The 15,186-nt window shown below is 58.3% G+C and carries 13 protein-coding genes; 7 read left to right on the forward strand and 6 right to left on the reverse strand.

What is annotated here, in order from left to right; all coding sequences use genetic code 11:
- Nucleotides 1–39: 39 nt before the first annotated feature.
- Nucleotides 40–657, reverse strand: coding sequence for an outer membrane protein assembly factor BamE (locus BSU04_RS39210; RefSeq protein WP_144021495.1), 618 nt, complete (start codon nucleotides 655–657; stop codon nucleotides 40–42).
- A 23-nt stretch (nucleotides 658–680) separates the two neighbouring features.
- Nucleotides 681–3,446 carry a YadA-like family protein gene (locus BSU04_RS39215; RefSeq protein ID WP_089165597.1) on the reverse strand — a complete coding sequence of 922 codons (2,766 nt, stop codon included), beginning with the start codon at nucleotides 3,444–3,446 and terminating at the stop codon, nucleotides 681–683.
- A 505-nt stretch (nucleotides 3,447–3,951) separates the two neighbouring features.
- Between BSU04_RS39215 and BSU04_RS39220 the strand changes: the two genes are divergently transcribed.
- From BSU04_RS39220 to BSU04_RS39235, 4 genes are all read left to right on the forward strand, one after another.
- Entirely contained in the window at nucleotides 3,952–4,962 is a 1,011-nt protein-coding gene (locus tag BSU04_RS39220) for a YVTN family beta-propeller repeat protein (protein WP_089165598.1), read from the forward strand.
- An 83-nt stretch (nucleotides 4,963–5,045) separates the two neighbouring features.
- Nucleotides 5,046–6,077, forward strand: a complete 1,032-nt coding sequence (locus BSU04_RS39225) for a sterol desaturase family protein (RefSeq protein ID WP_089165599.1) — start codon at nucleotides 5,046–5,048, stop codon at nucleotides 6,075–6,077.
- A gap of 211 nt (nucleotides 6,078–6,288) precedes the next feature.
- Complete coding sequence (locus tag BSU04_RS39230) at nucleotides 6,289–7,146, forward strand: EI24 domain-containing protein (protein WP_089165600.1); 858 nt, start codon at nucleotides 6,289–6,291, stop codon at nucleotides 7,144–7,146.
- A 22-nt stretch (nucleotides 7,147–7,168) separates the two neighbouring features.
- On the forward strand, nucleotides 7,169–7,981 hold the full coding sequence (locus BSU04_RS39235) for a competence/damage-inducible protein A (RefSeq protein WP_089165601.1): 813 nt from the start codon (nucleotides 7,169–7,171) through the stop codon (nucleotides 7,979–7,981).
- 32 nt (nucleotides 7,982–8,013) lie between these two features.
- Here BSU04_RS39235 and BSU04_RS39240 read toward each other — a convergent pair whose 3' ends face one another.
- Nucleotides 8,014–8,478 carry a rhodanese-like domain-containing protein gene (locus tag BSU04_RS39240; RefSeq protein WP_089165602.1) on the reverse strand — a complete coding sequence of 155 codons (465 nt, stop codon included), beginning with the start codon at nucleotides 8,476–8,478 and terminating at the stop codon, nucleotides 8,014–8,016.
- Nucleotides 8,479–8,845: 367 nt separating this feature from the next.
- Here BSU04_RS39240 and glnA point away from each other — a divergent pair, with 367 nt between their 5' ends.
- The 3 genes from glnA (at nucleotide 8,846) to ntrC (ending at nucleotide 13,224) form a co-directional block, all read left to right on the forward strand.
- Entirely contained in the window at nucleotides 8,846–10,261 is a 1,416-nt protein-coding gene (glnA, locus tag BSU04_RS39245; RefSeq protein ID WP_089165603.1) for a type I glutamate--ammonia ligase, read from the forward strand.
- Nucleotides 10,262–10,428: 167 nt separating this feature from the next.
- Nucleotides 10,429–11,574 carry a nitrogen regulation protein NR(II) gene (gene glnL, locus BSU04_RS39250; protein WP_089165604.1) on the forward strand — a complete coding sequence of 382 codons (1,146 nt, stop codon included), beginning with the start codon at nucleotides 10,429–10,431 and terminating at the stop codon, nucleotides 11,572–11,574.
- 144 nt (nucleotides 11,575–11,718) lie between these two features.
- Nucleotides 11,719–13,224 carry a nitrogen regulation protein NR(I) gene (ntrC, locus tag BSU04_RS39255; protein WP_089165605.1) on the forward strand — a complete coding sequence of 502 codons (1,506 nt, stop codon included), beginning with the start codon at nucleotides 11,719–11,721 and terminating at the stop codon, nucleotides 13,222–13,224.
- A gap of 196 nt (nucleotides 13,225–13,420) precedes the next feature.
- On the opposite strand, the gene xth is transcribed toward ntrC, so the two are convergent.
- The 3 genes from xth to BSU04_RS39270 all read right to left on the reverse strand — a co-directional run bounded on the left by xth (nucleotide 13,421) and on the right by BSU04_RS39270 (nucleotide 14,967).
- Nucleotides 13,421–14,200, reverse strand: coding sequence for an exodeoxyribonuclease III (gene xth, locus BSU04_RS39260; RefSeq protein ID WP_089165606.1), 780 nt, complete (start codon nucleotides 14,198–14,200; stop codon nucleotides 13,421–13,423).
- Between the two features lie 168 nt (nucleotides 14,201–14,368).
- Nucleotides 14,369–14,662, reverse strand: coding sequence for an addiction module antidote protein (locus tag BSU04_RS39265; protein WP_089165607.1), 294 nt, complete (start codon nucleotides 14,660–14,662; stop codon nucleotides 14,369–14,371).
- Nucleotides 14,659–14,967, reverse strand: coding sequence for a type II toxin-antitoxin system RelE/ParE family toxin (locus BSU04_RS39270; protein ID WP_089165608.1), 309 nt, complete (start codon nucleotides 14,965–14,967; stop codon nucleotides 14,659–14,661). Before BSU04_RS39270 ends, BSU04_RS39265 begins: the two co-directional genes overlap by 4 nt.
- Nucleotides 14,968–15,186: the final 219 nt, after the last annotated feature.

Below are 15,186 nucleotides of genomic sequence, written 5' to 3' on the forward strand. Positions count from 1 at the left end.
CGGCGGGTAGCCGGCTCGCGCTTTACGGGATCTACAACGTTACTTTGTCGCTTCGCCTGAAGACTGAACGACTTCGAGACTCAGAGGCACGGCTGTCAGAACGTTGGGTTCAGTGCTGACTGAACCGCTAGCCTGCGTGCTGACAGGCGTTACCGCGTACTTCTGCCATTTACCATCGGCCAACGTTTCTACGCTACCACCACACTTGCGATAGAAATTGCGCGCTTCGTCACTTGGCGTGAACACCGCTTTCAACTGGCACACCATTTGCGGTACACCAGCCTCGTTCGTGACGTTCAAAACATAATCCCATTCGTGAACGCCGAAGAACCCTTCGTTGAATTGCGGACGGCCCAGGAGAGCTGCAACCTGGTTCTTGTTCATGCCGGGCTTGAGCTTGCGCAATGATTCGGTCAACGGAAAGCTGCCGCCCATGTTTGACGCCGATGCCGGAGTCGGAAATACCAACTGATCTTGCCCGCCGTTGCTGGCGAGCCGGCTGCCTGTGCCACACGCTGACAACAATAGGGCCACGACGAGCGAGGCGGTGAAAGGAAGTGCACGCGATAGTTTGCGGAGGGTGAAGTTCATCTCTTGATCGGATCCGTTGTTTTCATTAACTCGATGTCGCGGGCCTTTGCAGCGGGCCCGCGACACTACCTCTTCCTGACTGCGCTGGCTTACCAGTGCATTCCGGCGCCGACGGAGACGCCGAACTGACCGCGCGTGCTGGTCGTGCCGCTGACCTTATAGGCCCAGATGCCGTTCTCGGACAGTTGCGAAACCCCGATAGCAACAGCCGATTGGCCGCCGTACGTTCCGCCACCCAAGGCCACCATGCCACGGCCCGGCAATACCGCTTGCGGCAAGCCTGCGACTGCGAGTGCCGATGCCGTACCGGCATAAGCGTCGCGACGCGTGCCTTCAGTCTTCGAGTCGGTGTAGTCGTTTGCTTGCTTCAGGGTGCTGCCAGCGCTTTGGTTCAACTGATTCACGTTGACTGCGTCGGTGCCTTGCGTGCCCGCTGCGACGTTCGTAATCTGACGTTCGCTGCCTGCTGCACCAACCGAGACGGTGTTCTCACGATCTGCGACTGAGTTCTGGCCGAGAGCCACGGCGTTAGCGGCGGAAGCTTGAGCGCCGTTACCTGCTGCAACCGAGCCGGTGCCAGTGGCCAACGCGTTCTGGCCGAGTGCGATGGTGTTGTCGGCTGAAGCCTGAGCGCCGCTACCCATGGCAACCGAACCCGCACCCGTCGCCGCTGCATTTGCGCCTACCGCAACCGCGTGAACACCCGTCGCCGATGCGACGTCCGTGCTGCGCGAACCGTCTGCGCTGAACAGCGGATCGCTGGCGCCGAGCGTGATGTTTTGCACTGCGTTGTTCACCGCGTTGTTGATGGTGTCGCCAACGCTCGCGTTGACCTGGCCGATGGCGTCATTCAACTGACCAACGTTCACCGCGTCGGTCGTCTCTACGCCAGCAGCGACGTTGTGAATAGTCGTGCCGCCGTTACCTTCGAGCGTTGCGTTTTGATGATCAACAGAACCGTCGGCATTGCGGTCGTATTTGACTGCGCCGTCGGCCGCCGTGGTTGCCGTAGCAACGGCCGCTGCCGCTTGGTCACTCACCGCTTTCAACTGTGCAACGTTTACCGCGTCGGTATCCAGCGCGCCGGCTGAAACGCCGCTGATCGTGCGGTTACCAATGTTGACTTCGCCCGTTGATGTCTGCGGTGGCGTCAGGCCGTAAGCGGTGTAGCCGGTCTGTGCACCGGTGGTCGTTGCCGAACCTGCGCCGAGGGCTACGCTGTTCGCATTATTTGCGATCGCGTTGTTACCAATGGCGATGGAGTTTGCGAACGCGGCGTTTGCGTTGCTGCCAACAGCGACGCTGCCTGTGCCAGCCGCGACAGCCGAATGTCCGACGGCAAGCGCGTCGACATCGGTTGCTTGTGCTGAATCACCGAAGGCGGTTGCATCTACCGCGGATGCATTTGCCTTCAGGCCAATGGCGATGGATTGTGCTTCGATGGCTGTAGCATGATAACCGAGTGCTACCGCGTTATCCGATGCAACCGACCTGGCGCCGGCCGCTATTGCGTTCACACCTTCAGCGGTCGAAAAGTTACCCACTGCTACGCCATTCGACTGGTTCGCGGTCGCGAGCGTACCGACGGCAGTTGCGTCGTCACCATACGCTGCCGAGAGTTGACCGACTGCGGTTGATCGCGCTCCAATTGCTGTCGAGGTTGAGCCGATCGCCACTGCGCTGTTGCCGGAAGCGGTCGCGATGGAGCCCATGGCCATCGAGTTCGCTCCTGTGGCAGTCGCGGTGTCGCCCAATGCAACCGAACTTACGCCGCTCGCGGTGGCGTTGGAGCCCACAGCGGTCGAGCTAATACCAGAAGCAGTAGCGTAAGGGCCGATGGCGCTCGCCTTTGATGCGTTCGACAGGGAGGTGTCGCCAATCGCGACTGCGCTGGTGCCGATTGCAAGGGCGTTGACCCCCACGGCAGTTGCCTGGTCTAGGGCTGCGGAGTGCGCACCCACTGCGACTGAACTGTTTCCAGCTGCAACGGCATAGGCGCCTGTTGCTACTGCATTAACACCAGCCGCTAAAGCATTTGCACCGGTAGCGTTCGACTGTATTCCGGTGGCTGTGGCGCCGTCGCCGAATGCTACCGAACTCACGCCGCTCGCAGTGGTATTGCGACCAACGGCCGTGGCGTTTGCTGCGGAGTTGGAGCCTGTACCAATAGCGACAGAATCAGCGGCTTGTGCGTTTGCACCTGTGCCGAAAGCAATGGCGTTATTTCCTTGCGCTTGTGAGGATGCGCCGACGGCATTTGAACCGTCACCCGCCGCAACAGCATTTGCGCCAATACCTGTCGACTGCACGCCGGTGGCCGACACCGTGTCGCCGAACGCTATTGCACTGCTTCCGGTGGCGGTCGAAGCGGCACCAAATGCGACGGATCTTGCGCCGGTTGCTTCGGCCAATGCGCCTACTGCGACACTGCTGTCGGCACTCGCGTGGCTTCCGCCGCCCAATGCCGTAGATGCATTTGCCGACGCATTCGCCCCTATGCCGTACGCGCTCCCACCTGAGCCCGCGTTCGAGAAGGCACCCGTTGCGGTCGCGTTATCGCTGGCGGCGTTTGCGTTGTTGCCGATTGCGATCGCATTCACGCCTGCAGCGTAACCCGGGTTCGTGATGGCGTTTGGCCCAACGATGATGGAGTCGGGACCCGTTCCCGGACCTACCCAATCGTCAGCTGCATGCGCGCCAGAGGCAGCCACGAAACCACCAATGCCGATCATTGCTGCCTGCACAATCGCAAGCTTGCGTGACGAAGACCGCTTGGTCTTCGACTTAGATGTCTCGGAAGCCGCGACCCACGTGCCTGATGATTCGTTCCAGACTGCTTTAAAGATTCTATTCATGAAAGAAGGATGTCTAACAATTTGACAAATACATGTCGGGTTGATCGATGGAAAACGTCGCGTTAACGCCCGACCAATAGGGTGAGGAGGCGTTAGACGTAACGCTTCCTTGGAACGAGGATCTCCCGCCTCGTAAGTTCTGGCCCGCTCGGGCGTCGGACAGCCTTCCTGCATTGCTACGTTCGGACTCAGAAGGTTGGGATGATCGCGGTTATCGTGTTTTCGAAATACACGATCTTTCCTAAAGTGAGCAGATGGGAATAAATATAGTTTGGATTGCAAACTAAATAAAAAAATCGTTATTTTTTGTTACGTATTTTCCCGCTCCCGATGCTCCCCGTTGATGTGTGATTTTGTGTCAAACACGGCGCTGATAAATGCGTCGAACCGACTTCCCGGGTATTTGCAGCGTCCATGCCGAAAAATGCCTAAAAGCCGTTCTGGATCAACACTCTGGACCGCGCAAACGTTCTACAATGGCGGCTGTTTTCCGACCCGAGTTTTCATGCGCAATTTTCTCCGTACTCGTTTCTCTCGCGCGACTGCTGCCGCTGCTGCATTGATCGCTGCTTTTTCTGTCACCATGCCGGTTCACGCCAACAACGTGATCGTGCTGAATTCTGGCGAGGCCACGCTGAGTCTTATCGACGAAGCGACGCGTCAGGTCGTGTCGACCATTCCGACCGGCAAGGAACCGCACCACCTGATGGCGACGCCTGACAACGCGTCGCTGATCGTGGCGAATTCGGTGTCGAACAATCTGATGTTCGTCGACCCGAAGACGGGCAAGCCGCAGCGCTGGGTGGAAAACATCGAGGATCCGTATCAGGTCGGTTTCTCGCCGGACAAGAAGTGGTTCGTTTCGACCGGCTTGCGGCTGGACCGGCTGGATATCTATCGGTACGACGGCGCGAATATCTCGATCGCGAAGCGCATTCCGCTGGCGGTCATGCCGAGTCACATTGCATTCACGAATGACAGCAAGACGGCGTTCATCTCGCTACAGGTATCCGGCGAAGTTGCGGCAATCGACCTGGCAACGCAGACGGTGAAGTGGAAGATGAAAGTCGGCCCTGTGCCTGCCGGCCTCTGGATGACGCCGAATGACAAATACCTGCTCGTCGGCATGACCGGCGCGGATTACGTGGCTGTGATCGACTGGCGCACCCAGAAAATCGTGAAAACGATCAAAACGGGCAATGGCGCGCACAACTTCCGCTCGCTGGCGGACGGTAAGCATGTGGTGGTGTCGAATCGGGTCGCGAGCACGATCAGCATCATTGATCAGGACGCGCTGACGAATGTTGGGGACATCACGGGTTTGCTGCCCGGTCCGGACGATATGGAACTTTCGGCCGACAAACGTTATCTTTGGGTCACATTCCGGTTTGCGAAGAAAGTCGGAATTATTGATCTGACAAATCACAAGCTTGTTCAGACAATCGCTGTGGGTCGTTCGCCGCATGGCATCTACTTTTTCGACCGTGCCCCGGTGACCGGCCCGAATGGCGGCTGAGGTCAGCGGTCAAAGAAGTAGATAAATTGAAGGTTGAGGCGCCGCCAAGGTAGGGCGGCGCCCGGTATAGGTTACGGAGCACCATGTTTCATTCCATTTTTTCCCTGTTCGACACGATCGTCTCGACGGCACAGACCTGGTTGTACATCGACGTCGTGCAGCCGTTCCTGTTCAAGGTCGGTCTGATGGGTTACGACGAAGACACCTATGACGCGCTCTATTGGGTGATCGTGGGCGTGGTCGAAGTGCTTGTCATGTACGCGATCCTGCGACCGCTTGAGGCCTTGCGGCCTGCCGAGAAGTGGCAGAACAGGAAAGGCGTGCGCGTGGACGCGCTGTATACGTGGATCGTGAAGCTGGGCATCCTGAACTTGTTCTTTTTCTTCACGTTTCAGCCATTCTTTGACAGTTTTCAGAGCTGGCTGCGGCTGCACAACATCGCCAACATCGAACTTGACAATCTTTGGCCGGGTGTCACTTCCCAGCCGATCGTCGCGTTCGTTATTTATCTGATCGTCCTTGATTTCGTCGGCTATTGGTATCACCGGATGGAGCATAGAATCGGCATCTGGTGGGAATTGCACGCGGTGCATCACAGCCAGCAGAAGATGTCGTTGTGGTCCGACGATCGGAACCATTTGCTCGACGGCGTCATGCAAGCCGGGGTTTTTGCTACCGTGGCGCTGGTGATCGGTGTGCAGCCTTCGCAGTTCGTGGTGCTCGTCGCCATCACCAATCTGATGCAAAGCGTCCAGCACGCGAATATCCGACTGCACTTCGGCTGGCTGGGCGAGCGCTTGCTCGTGAGCCCAACGTTCCATCGGCGGCACCACGCAATCGGTTATGGTCATGAAGGCACAACCTACGGATGCAATTTCGGCGTGCTGCTGCCGTGGTGGGACATGATGTTCAGGAGTGTGTCGTGGAATCGAGAGCTCGAGCCGACCGGCATTCGCGATCAACTGGCGGTCGCGGACAAGCCGGGACGCAATTACGGCGATGGTTTCTTCGAGCAGCACTGGCTCGCGTTCAAGCGTATTGGGGAGCGCATCGTGTCGCATCGGGCGACCCGCGCGCCGGGTTCGGGTTCGGATTCGGACGCGACCGCCGTTTAAGCACCTATGCTTGATCAAACCCGGTTCAGGAGATCCTGACCGGGCCTATGCGTTTTCGTTTGAACCCACTCAGTTTGTGGCGCCTCAGTCCTCCTCGCCGGCTTCCAGCCGGCGAAGTTATTTTAACCGGCAGGGTTAGCCAAACGGCCGAGCAGCGCGCCATGTGCTCAGTGGTTTATCCTGTCTTCTTTCTCTTTCAGACGACCTTTGCATGAATGACTTGCTGCGTTCGTTCGTGCGCGCGCTCGCGAACGCTTTTCACCCGAGAATGCTTTGGCTCACGTTCATGCCGTTCGCAGTGGCGACGGTTGCATGGGGAGCCGTCCTGTGGTTTTTCTGGCAAACGCTGACAGGCACCGCACGCGACTGGCTTGATGGCTGGGCGCTCACGTCCGCAATGTACCGGCTCTTCGACTCGATCGGATTTTCGTCGTTACACGCGGTGATTGCACCGTTTTTTATCGTGATCATGGCGATTCCATTGATCGTCGTCACCATTTTGTTGCTCATCGCGACGCTTTCAATGCCTTCTGTGATCAAGCTGCTGACGCGGCGCCAGTACGCATCGCTTGAAATGCGGCGCGGAGGCTCCTGGTATGGGAGTCTCGGGCATTCGGTGGTTACAACGGTCGTGTGTCTCGTGCTGTTGGTCGTGACGTTGCCGCTGTGGCTGATCCCGCCATTTTTCGCGATCATTCCGCCCGTGTTGTGGGGCTGGCTGACTTACCGAGTCATGACGTATGACGCGCTCGCGTTGCATGCCAGTGCAGAGGAGCGGCGCACCATCGTGCGTCGTGCGCGCTGGCCTTTGTTTGGGATCGGCGTGATCAGCGGGCTGCTGGGTTCGTTGCCGACCATGCTATGGGCGTGGTCGGTCTGGCTGTTGCCGTTGTTTCCGGTCGTCGCGGCGGCGACCATCTGGATCTATGCATTCATCCTTGTTTTTTCGGCGCTTTGGTTCGCGCACTATTGCCTGCATGCACTGGAGCGTCTACGGACGGAAACCACTGCTGCGTCGCCTCCGTTGAGCGGTCCCGGCGCGGCGGCCGGGTTGCGAATTTCAGGCTAATCTTCAAGATCAGGGAGTATTCATGGGCTTTGGCATGATCATCATTGGCGACGAGATATTGTCCGGTCGAAGGACCGACAAGCATCTGCCAAAAGTTATCGAATTGTTGTCGGCGAGGGGACTGTCGCTGGACTGGGCGGAGTATGTTGGCGACGACCGTGACCGCATCACGCCTACGCTTAAGCGTGCGTTCGCGTCAGGCGACATCGTATTTTCAACGGGTGGGATTGGTGCCACGCCTGACGACCACACGCGCCAATGTGCGGCCGCTGCGCTTGGGGTGCCGCTTGAGTTGCATCCGGAAGCGGCCGAACTGATTCGTGCGCGGATCAGGGAAACGGCGGGCGACAAGCCGGTGGATCTGGACCTGCCGGAAAACCTGCATCGGTTGAACATGGGCACGTTCCCGAAGGGCGCGAGCATCATTCCGAACAGCTACAACCGGATTCCCGGCTTTTCAGCAGGGAACATCCATTTCGTGCCCGGTTTCCCCGTCATGGCATGGCCGATGATCGAATGGGTGCTGGACAACAAATACGCTGACCTGCATCACGCGACGCCTTATGTAGAGCGTTCAGTGCTGGTCTTCGGGTTGCCGGAATCGCGTATTACGCCGCTGATGGAAGCGATCGAACGCGATTTCGCCGGGGTGCGTGTCTTCAGCCTGCCAAGCGTCGGTGACGCGACGCGCGGAGAGGTCTTCGGGCGCGCTCACATCGATCTGGGGGTCAAAGGCGAGCCGGAAGCAGCGAACGCCGCATTCGCCCAGTTGCGTGAGGGCGTGGCCGCGCTTGGCGGCGAGATAGTGGAGATCGAACCGGGCGCAGCCACTTAAGCGCGACGCACCCGACCAATCAGCCAGAGGATCTACGCGCCGATCCAGGGCAGGCCGCGAAAGCACCAACCGGAAACGGTTTTGCGGTGACCTTGTCCGTCCTTGTCGCCCTCGAAGCCTTCGAGCAGGTCGAAGGCCTTCATGAAACCTTCCTTTTGAGCCAGCACCGCTGCCAGTTTCGAACGCGCGGCGCTGCGGCAGAGGAACAGGACGGGTGTTTCAGGCGAGGCCACTTCGCGCAACTGCTGCATGAATGCCGTGTTCGGAACAGATCCGGGATATTGAATCCATTCGACGTGCGAGTACTGCGCGGTATCAATGGCCGGCCGGCCGACCCAGTCGAGTTCGGCCCGGGTGCGTACGTCGACCAGGCGAACGGATGGGTCGAGTTGCAGAAGCTCGAAAGCCTCAGCAGGCAGAATGGCGCCCGCATAAGGCAGCTGGTTTTGATCGGCGCGAAGTGTGGCCTGGGCGTACAACTGCTCGAGCGTGCTCATGGACGAGGTCTCCAATCGGACATTTTAATCAGGCATTCTAGCGTGCTGTCGGCGCTTCGATCACGGGGGGCTGGATGGACCGGTAGAACGCATCGGACTGGTGCGAGGCGTTTGAATTGCCCCGAATCAGTGCTAACGTTACGGGTCTCAGTTTCGAATGCACCGAATATGTGCATAACTATACGATTTTGATTGAGTAAGCCCCTTGAAGGGTAGTGGTGCTTCCCCGAAAAAGCGCGCAGCTTCAACTGCTTAGCGCAACAATGGTGCACTTGGCATGGAAGCTGCTTTTGACTCTACCGATGGTTTCGAATCGGTTAGGCGGCGAATTGATATTCGTCGACTTTTGTTAATCAGGAGATAGGTAATGAGCAAATCCGTGGCCGACGTCATGCAACTCGTCAAGGACGAGGACGTCAAGTTTGTCGACTTCCGTTTCACCGACACGCGCGGTAAAGAACAACACGTTTCGGTGCCGGTTTCGGCATTCGACGAAGACAAATTTGAAAGCGGCCACGCTTTCGACGGTTCGTCTATCGCCGGCTGGAAGGGCATCGAAGCGTCGGACATGCTGCTGATCCCGGATGCGGATACCGCGTTCATCGACCCGTTCTATGAAGAGTCGACGCTCGTGATGTCCTGCGACGTGGTTGAACCGGCAGATGGCAAAGGCTATGAACGCGATCCGCGCTCGCTCGCGAAGCGCGCTGAAGCGTATCTGAAGAGTTCGGGTCTGGGCGACGCCGCTTTCTTCGGTCCGGAACCGGAATTCTTCATTTTCGACTCGGTTCGCTGGAGCGCAGATCAGTCGGGTTGTTTCGTCAAGATCGGTTCGGAAGAAGCACCGTGGTCGTCGTCGATGGAATTCGAAGGCGGTAACACAGGTCACCGTCCGGGCACGAAGGGCGGTTATTTCCCGGTTGCGCCGGTCGATACGTTCCAGGACATGCGTTCGGAAATGTGTCTGTTGCTTGAACAGATCGGCATTCCGGTTGAAGTGCACCACCACGAAGTGGCGGGCCAGGGCCAGAACGAAATCGGCACGAAATTCTCGACGCTGGTTCAACGCGCCGACTGGACGCAGCAACTGAAGTACATCGTTCATAACGTGGCGCACACGTATGGCAAGACGGCGACGTTCATGCCGAAGCCGGTCGTGGGCGACAACGGCTCGGGCATGCACGTTCACCAGTCGATCTGGAAGGACGGCAAGAACCTGTTTGCCGGCGACGGATATGCAGGGCTGTCGGAATTCGCATTGTTCTACATCGGCGGCATCATCAAGCATGCTCGTGCGCTGAACGCGATCACGAACCCGTCGACGAACTCGTACAAGCGTCTCGTGCCTCACTTCGAAGCACCGGTCAAGCTCGCTTATTCGGCGAAAAACCGTTCGGCTTCGATCCGCATTCCTCACGTGTCGAACCCGAAGGGCCGCCGTATCGAAACGCGTTTCCCGGATCCGATGGCGAACCCGTACCTGTGCTTCTCGGCGTTGATGATGGCCGGCCTGGATGGCGTGCAGAACAAGATCCACCCGGGCGAAGCCGCTGACAAGAACCTGTACGACCTGCCGCCGGAAGAGGACGCAAAGATCCCGACCGTGTGCGCGGGCCTCGACGAAGCGCTGGACGCGCTCAACGCTGACCGTGAGTTCCTGACGGTTGGCGGTGTGTTCACCGACTCCATGCTCGACGCGTATATCGAACTGAAGACGAATGAACTGCAGCGCTATCGCCAGGCTGTGCATCCGATTGAGTTCGAAATGTACTACTCGCTGTAAAGCGCGTTGCATGGCGCACGTGCTTCTTCGCTCGCTGTCTTGCGCAGAGGTGCGTCGCGTGACGCGAAGCAGGAGTGTCGAATGATCGAAAAAGGGACGGCGTGCCGTCCCTTTTTTAATCGCCGGCACTTCTCCTGACAAGTTTCAAGACGGGGTCTCACTGCACGATGGTTCTCAAGAATCTCATCAAGGCGAGAAAGAGTCCTCCTGACAACTCGTTGTCCGACGATGCCACGCTCGTCGCTACGCATTTGCTGCCGGGCATGGAAGCGCTGCCCACGGTCGTGCTTGTGCTCGACAAGTTGAGCCTGAAGATCGCGTTCGCGAATCCGTCGGCGGAAGCCATGCTCGAGCGCTCGCGCAAGCAACTGGCTCAAACCTCATGGCCCGAACTGTTCGCCAATGCGGACGAACTGGTGACGACCATTGCCTCGATTGCCGATCACCGTTTCAACGCAACCCATCTCGACGCTGTGCTCGAACGCCCCGGCCGCGAGCCGCTGCATGTTCACGCGATCGTGGCGTATCTGGAAGTCGCACCGAATTACGTGCTGCTCGAACTATTTGAGAACGAGCGGCATTTGAAGACCGACCGCGAAGAGCGTATTCACGATCTGACCGCGGTCAACAAGCAACTGATTCGCAACCTCGCCCATGAAATCAAGAATCCGCTTGGCGGCATTCGAGGTGCAGCGCAACTGCTCGAGTTCGAGTTGGGCGCGCGTGAACGCGACGAATTGCGCGAATACACGCAGGTGATCATCAAGGAATCGGATCGGCTGCAAACCCTGGTGGACAGGTTGCTCGAGCCTCATCGGCATCCGCATATTGTTGGCGACGTGAATATTCACGAAGTATGCGAACGCGTGCGCGCCGTGATTCTCGCGGAGTTTCCGCGCGGGCTCACGCTCGATCGCGATTACGACGTGAGCGTGCCCGACTTGCGCGGTGATAAAGAGCAGCTTATCCAGGCGCTGCTCAATATCGTGCGTAACGCGGCGCAAGCGCTACGCGAACGCATTTCACAAGGCGATGCGCGTATTGAATTGCGTACGCGTATTGCGCGCAAAGTGACGATTGGCAAGCGCCTGCACAAACTGGCACTGGACTTGCATATCACTGACAACGGTCCCGGCATCCCGGAAGAGATACGCGACCGGATTTTCTATCCGCTTGTGTCCGGGCGGGAAGACGGGAGTGGACTGGGCCTGACGCTCGCGCAGACTTTCGTGCAACAGCATGATGGGTTGATCGAAGTGGAAAGCAAGCCGGGTTGCACGGAGTTCACGATCTTGCTGCCGTTCGAAGGCTGACCGGACACCGATGAAGGGTCGAAGCAACAAAGTATGGAGTTAAGGATCGATCACGAGGGTTCATCGACTTTTTTAAAGCGCTAGTGCGCCAGACCGTTTCGACGGGCTTATACCGAACCACACGAAGACATCTCGCCGAACTATATGAAGCCGATCTGGATAGTAGACGACGACCAATCCATCCGCTGGGTGCTCGAAAAAGCGCTCGCAAGAGAGAACTTCGCCACGCGCAGTTTTTCCGGCGTCCGGGACGCGCTGACAGCGCTCGAACAGGAAAGCCCGCAAGTGCTTGTGTCCGACATCCGTATGCCGGGAGGCTCGGGACTCGAATTGTTGCAGACCGTGCGCGACAAGTTGCCCGGTTTGCCGGTCATCATCATGACGGCGTTCTCCGATCTCGACAGCGCCGTGGCTGCGTTCCAGGGCGGTGCGTTCGAATACCTGGCAAAGCCGTTCGATGTCGACAAGGCCGTTGAACTGATCCGCCGCGCCGTCGATGAAAGCATGCGCGGTGAAGCGGCCTACGACAATAGCGTCACCGAAACGCCCGAGATGCTCGGCCAGGCGCCGGCGATGCAGGACATGTTTCGCGCGATCGGCCGTCTGTCACATTCCGCCGCCACCGTGCTCATCACGGGCGAATCAGGCACCGGAAAGGAGCTTGTCGCGCGTGCGCTGCACCGCCATAGCCCGCGCGCGAATGGGCCGTTCATTGCGTTGAACACCGCCGCTATCCCGAAGGATCTGCTTGAGTCCGAGTTGTTCGGCCACGAGCGCGGCGCGTTCACGGGTGCTCAGGCCATGCGCCAGGGGCGGTTCGAGCAAGCTGAAAACGGTACGTTGTTTCTCGACGAAATCGGCGATATGCCGTTTGATCTGCAGACACGTCTGTTGCGCGTGTTATCCGATGGGCAGTTTTATCGCGTGGGCGGCCACAACCCGTTGAAGGCGAACGTTCGGGTCATCGCGGCGACTCATCAGAACCTTGAGTCACGCGTGCGGCAGGGGTTGTTTCGAGAGGACTTGTATCACCGGCTGAACGTGATCCGTTTGCGCTTGCCCGCGTTGCGCGAGCGCAGTGAAGACATTCCATTGCTCACGCGGCATTTCCTGCAGAAGAGCGCGCGCGATCTGGGTGTCGAGCCGAAGCGCGTGTCGGAAGACGCGCTTGGGTTTTTGGCATCGCTGCCGTTTCCTGGCAATGTACGACAACTCGAAAACCTCTGTAACTGGCTGACCGTGATGGCGCCGGCGCAGACGATCGAGCAAAAGGATTTGCCGCCGGATCTCACGCCGACTCAGGAATACGCCGGAGAGAGCACTGCGCTGACAGCCTCGGCGATGGAAATTGGCGGTGGGGCGAATGCGGCGCTATCTGGCGGGGGCAGCGGTTTGCCGGCATCGCTTGGTACGCCGCCTGCCGGTGTTCCCGCGAGCGTTTGGGAAAACGGCTTGCGGACCGAGGTCGCGCGATTACTTCGCGAGAATACCGCCGATGTCATGGACGAACTCGCGCGGCGCTTTGAAGCTGCGGTGATTCGCGAGGCGCTCGACTTCACGCGTGGCCGGAAAGTGGAAGCGGCCGAGCGGCTGGGAATCGGCCGCAATACGATCACACGCAAGATTCAGGAGTTGCACCTGGACGCCTGATGTGGGTGAGGGCGTTTAGCGACGCCCTCACCGCGGTTCTGTGGTTTGTGAAGGTGGTTTATGAAGGTGGTTTATAGACGTATGACTTGACCACGGCCACAAGCCTTCATGCCTCGAATTCCAAACGAGACTTAACGCAGTCGCCTGCGCCCCTGGCGCAGTTTCTTCATTAGCAGCTGTGCTGCTGGACCACGCCCTATTCAGCAATCGTCGCGATCACTGGCGTGTGATCCGATGGTTGTTCCCACTTTCTCGGCACTTTGTCCACTTCGCAAGCTGTGCATCGTGCGGCGAGCTCTGCCGTGACCAGAATGTGATCGATGCGCAATCCCGCGTTTCGACGGAACCCGAGCATTCGATAATCCCACCATGTGTAAAGCTTTTCGGGCTGCTCGAACATGCGGAAAGTGTCGGTGAGTCCCAGTTCGATTAATTGCACGAAATGCGCGCGTTCTTCGGGCGAGACGAGGTTCTGGCCTTCCCACGCTTTCGGGTCGTGGACGTCGCGATCTTCCGGTGCGATGTTGTAGTCACCCAGCAGCGCGAGCCGCGGATACGTCTTCATCTCGCCCTCGATCCAGTCCCGAAGCGCTTCGAGCCAGCGCATCTTGTAGGCGAACTTTTCCGTGCCCGGCGCCTGGCCGTTGGGAAAATACGCCGAGATGATCCGCACGCCTTCGACGGTCGCGGCAATCACGCGTTGCTGCGGGTCCTCGAACGCGGGAATGTTGCGTACGATCGTGGTCTCGTCGACAGTCAGACTCTCGCGTACCAGAATGCCGACGCCGTTATAGGTCTTCTGTCCGGCGAACCAGCTTTTGTAGCCGACGGCTGCGAGTTCGGCGACGGGGAATTTGTCGTCTGTGAGCTTGAGTTCCTGCAAGCACAACACGTCGACGCCACTCGTTGCCAGCCAGTCGATCACATGCTGTTGGCGAACCTTGAGGGAGTTGACGTTCCAGGTGGCTATTTTCATTTGGTTAGTGCGGAGATTGACTCTCGTCAGTGATGAGCTGTAGGCGTGAATCTGTAGGCGTGGGTACTAAGCCATCTGCTGGTCTTTCGGCCGTTACAGGCCCGATTGATTGAAGCGTGGGCGCAGCTTACCTGAGTCACAGGGCATAAGCCCACAAGGCGAAGGGCGTCAGTGATGTACCGGCACGGCGACAAGTTTTACCCCCAACGCAGCGGCAACTTTCTGGATGGTCTCAAAGCGAGGTTTTGCGCCCTCCGCTAGGGACTTGTACAGGCTTTCGCGTTGTACGCCTGCGTCAGAGGCAACTTTCGACATGCCGCGTGCTTTCACGACATCGGCAAGAGCCGATAGGAGAATGTCGGAATCGCCCGAGGCAAGCGCCTCGTTCAGATAGGCCGCTATGGCCTCTTCGCTATCGAGATAGTCGGATGCGTCGAAAGCCGAAATGTGAGTCGAGTTCATTTTCGTTCCTGTTTGATTCGCTGCCATACGGCCTTCGCCCGGGCGATATCCGCTATCTGCCCTTGTTTGCTGCCACCGGCCAATAGTAGATAAACCGTCAAGCCGTCACGCACGTAATACACGCGGTAGCCCGCGCCCGTATGGATCCGCATTTCCCACACGCTGCTGCCGACGTCGTGACAATCACCGAAATTTCCCAGCGCGGCGCGTTTGATTCGAACCAAGATGGCGGCTCTTGCTAACACATCAGTCACGCCCAACAGCCAGACCGAAAAGTCGTGCGTTTGATTGATTGTGTTCGTCATGCGTGTGGATCCCAGATAACGTTAAGTGGGATGCCTTGATGAACTGTATCCCATTGGATACGAAAATTCAAGGCATCGATTGAATGGTGTGATCTGATCTTGATCAGCCGGAAATCAGCATTGGTGTGATTCGAACGTAACGACACAGGCCAACCATTGGGAGAGTGGAGTTGCCACTGTGATCGGTCGCTCAAGCTTGCTGCAGTCGACCAAATGGCT

The organism is Caballeronia sordidicola (assembly GCF_002220365.1).
GTDB lineage: Bacteria > Pseudomonadota > Gammaproteobacteria > Burkholderiales > Burkholderiaceae > Caballeronia > Caballeronia sordidicola_C.

Excerpts from the sequence above, each read along its gene's own strand:
- glnA (WP_089165603.1), top strand. The coding sequence starts at position 8,846 with ATGAGCAAATCCGTGGCCGACGTCATGCAACTCGTCAAGGACGAGGAC.
- BSU04_RS39240 (WP_089165602.1), bottom strand. The coding sequence starts at position 8,478 with ATGAGCACGCTCGAGCAGTTGTACGCCCAGGCCACACTTCGCGCCGAT.
- BSU04_RS39230 (WP_089165600.1), top strand. The coding sequence starts at position 6,289 with ATGAATGACTTGCTGCGTTCGTTCGTGCGCGCGCTCGCGAACGCTTTT.
- BSU04_RS39265 (WP_089165607.1), bottom strand. The coding sequence starts at position 14,662 with ATGAACTCGACTCACATTTCGGCTTTCGACGCATCCGACTATCTCGAT.
- BSU04_RS39215 (WP_089165597.1), bottom strand. The coding sequence starts at position 3,446 with ATGAATAGAATCTTTAAAGCAGTCTGGAACGAATCATCAGGCACGTGG.
- BSU04_RS39235 (WP_089165601.1), top strand. The coding sequence starts at position 7,169 with ATGGGCTTTGGCATGATCATCATTGGCGACGAGATATTGTCCGGTCGA.
- BSU04_RS39225 (WP_089165599.1), top strand. The coding sequence starts at position 5,046 with ATGTTTCATTCCATTTTTTCCCTGTTCGACACGATCGTCTCGACGGCA.
- xth (WP_089165606.1), bottom strand. The coding sequence starts at position 14,200 with ATGAAAATAGCCACCTGGAACGTCAACTCCCTCAAGGTTCGCCAACAG.
- ntrC (WP_089165605.1), top strand. The coding sequence starts at position 11,719 with ATGAAGCCGATCTGGATAGTAGACGACGACCAATCCATCCGCTGGGTG.
- BSU04_RS39220 (WP_089165598.1), top strand. The coding sequence starts at position 3,952 with ATGCGCAATTTTCTCCGTACTCGTTTCTCTCGCGCGACTGCTGCCGCT.
- glnL (WP_089165604.1), top strand. The coding sequence starts at position 10,429 with ATGGTTCTCAAGAATCTCATCAAGGCGAGAAAGAGTCCTCCTGACAAC.
- BSU04_RS39270 (WP_089165608.1), bottom strand. The coding sequence starts at position 14,967 with ATGACGAACACAATCAATCAAACGCACGACTTTTCGGTCTGGCTGTTG.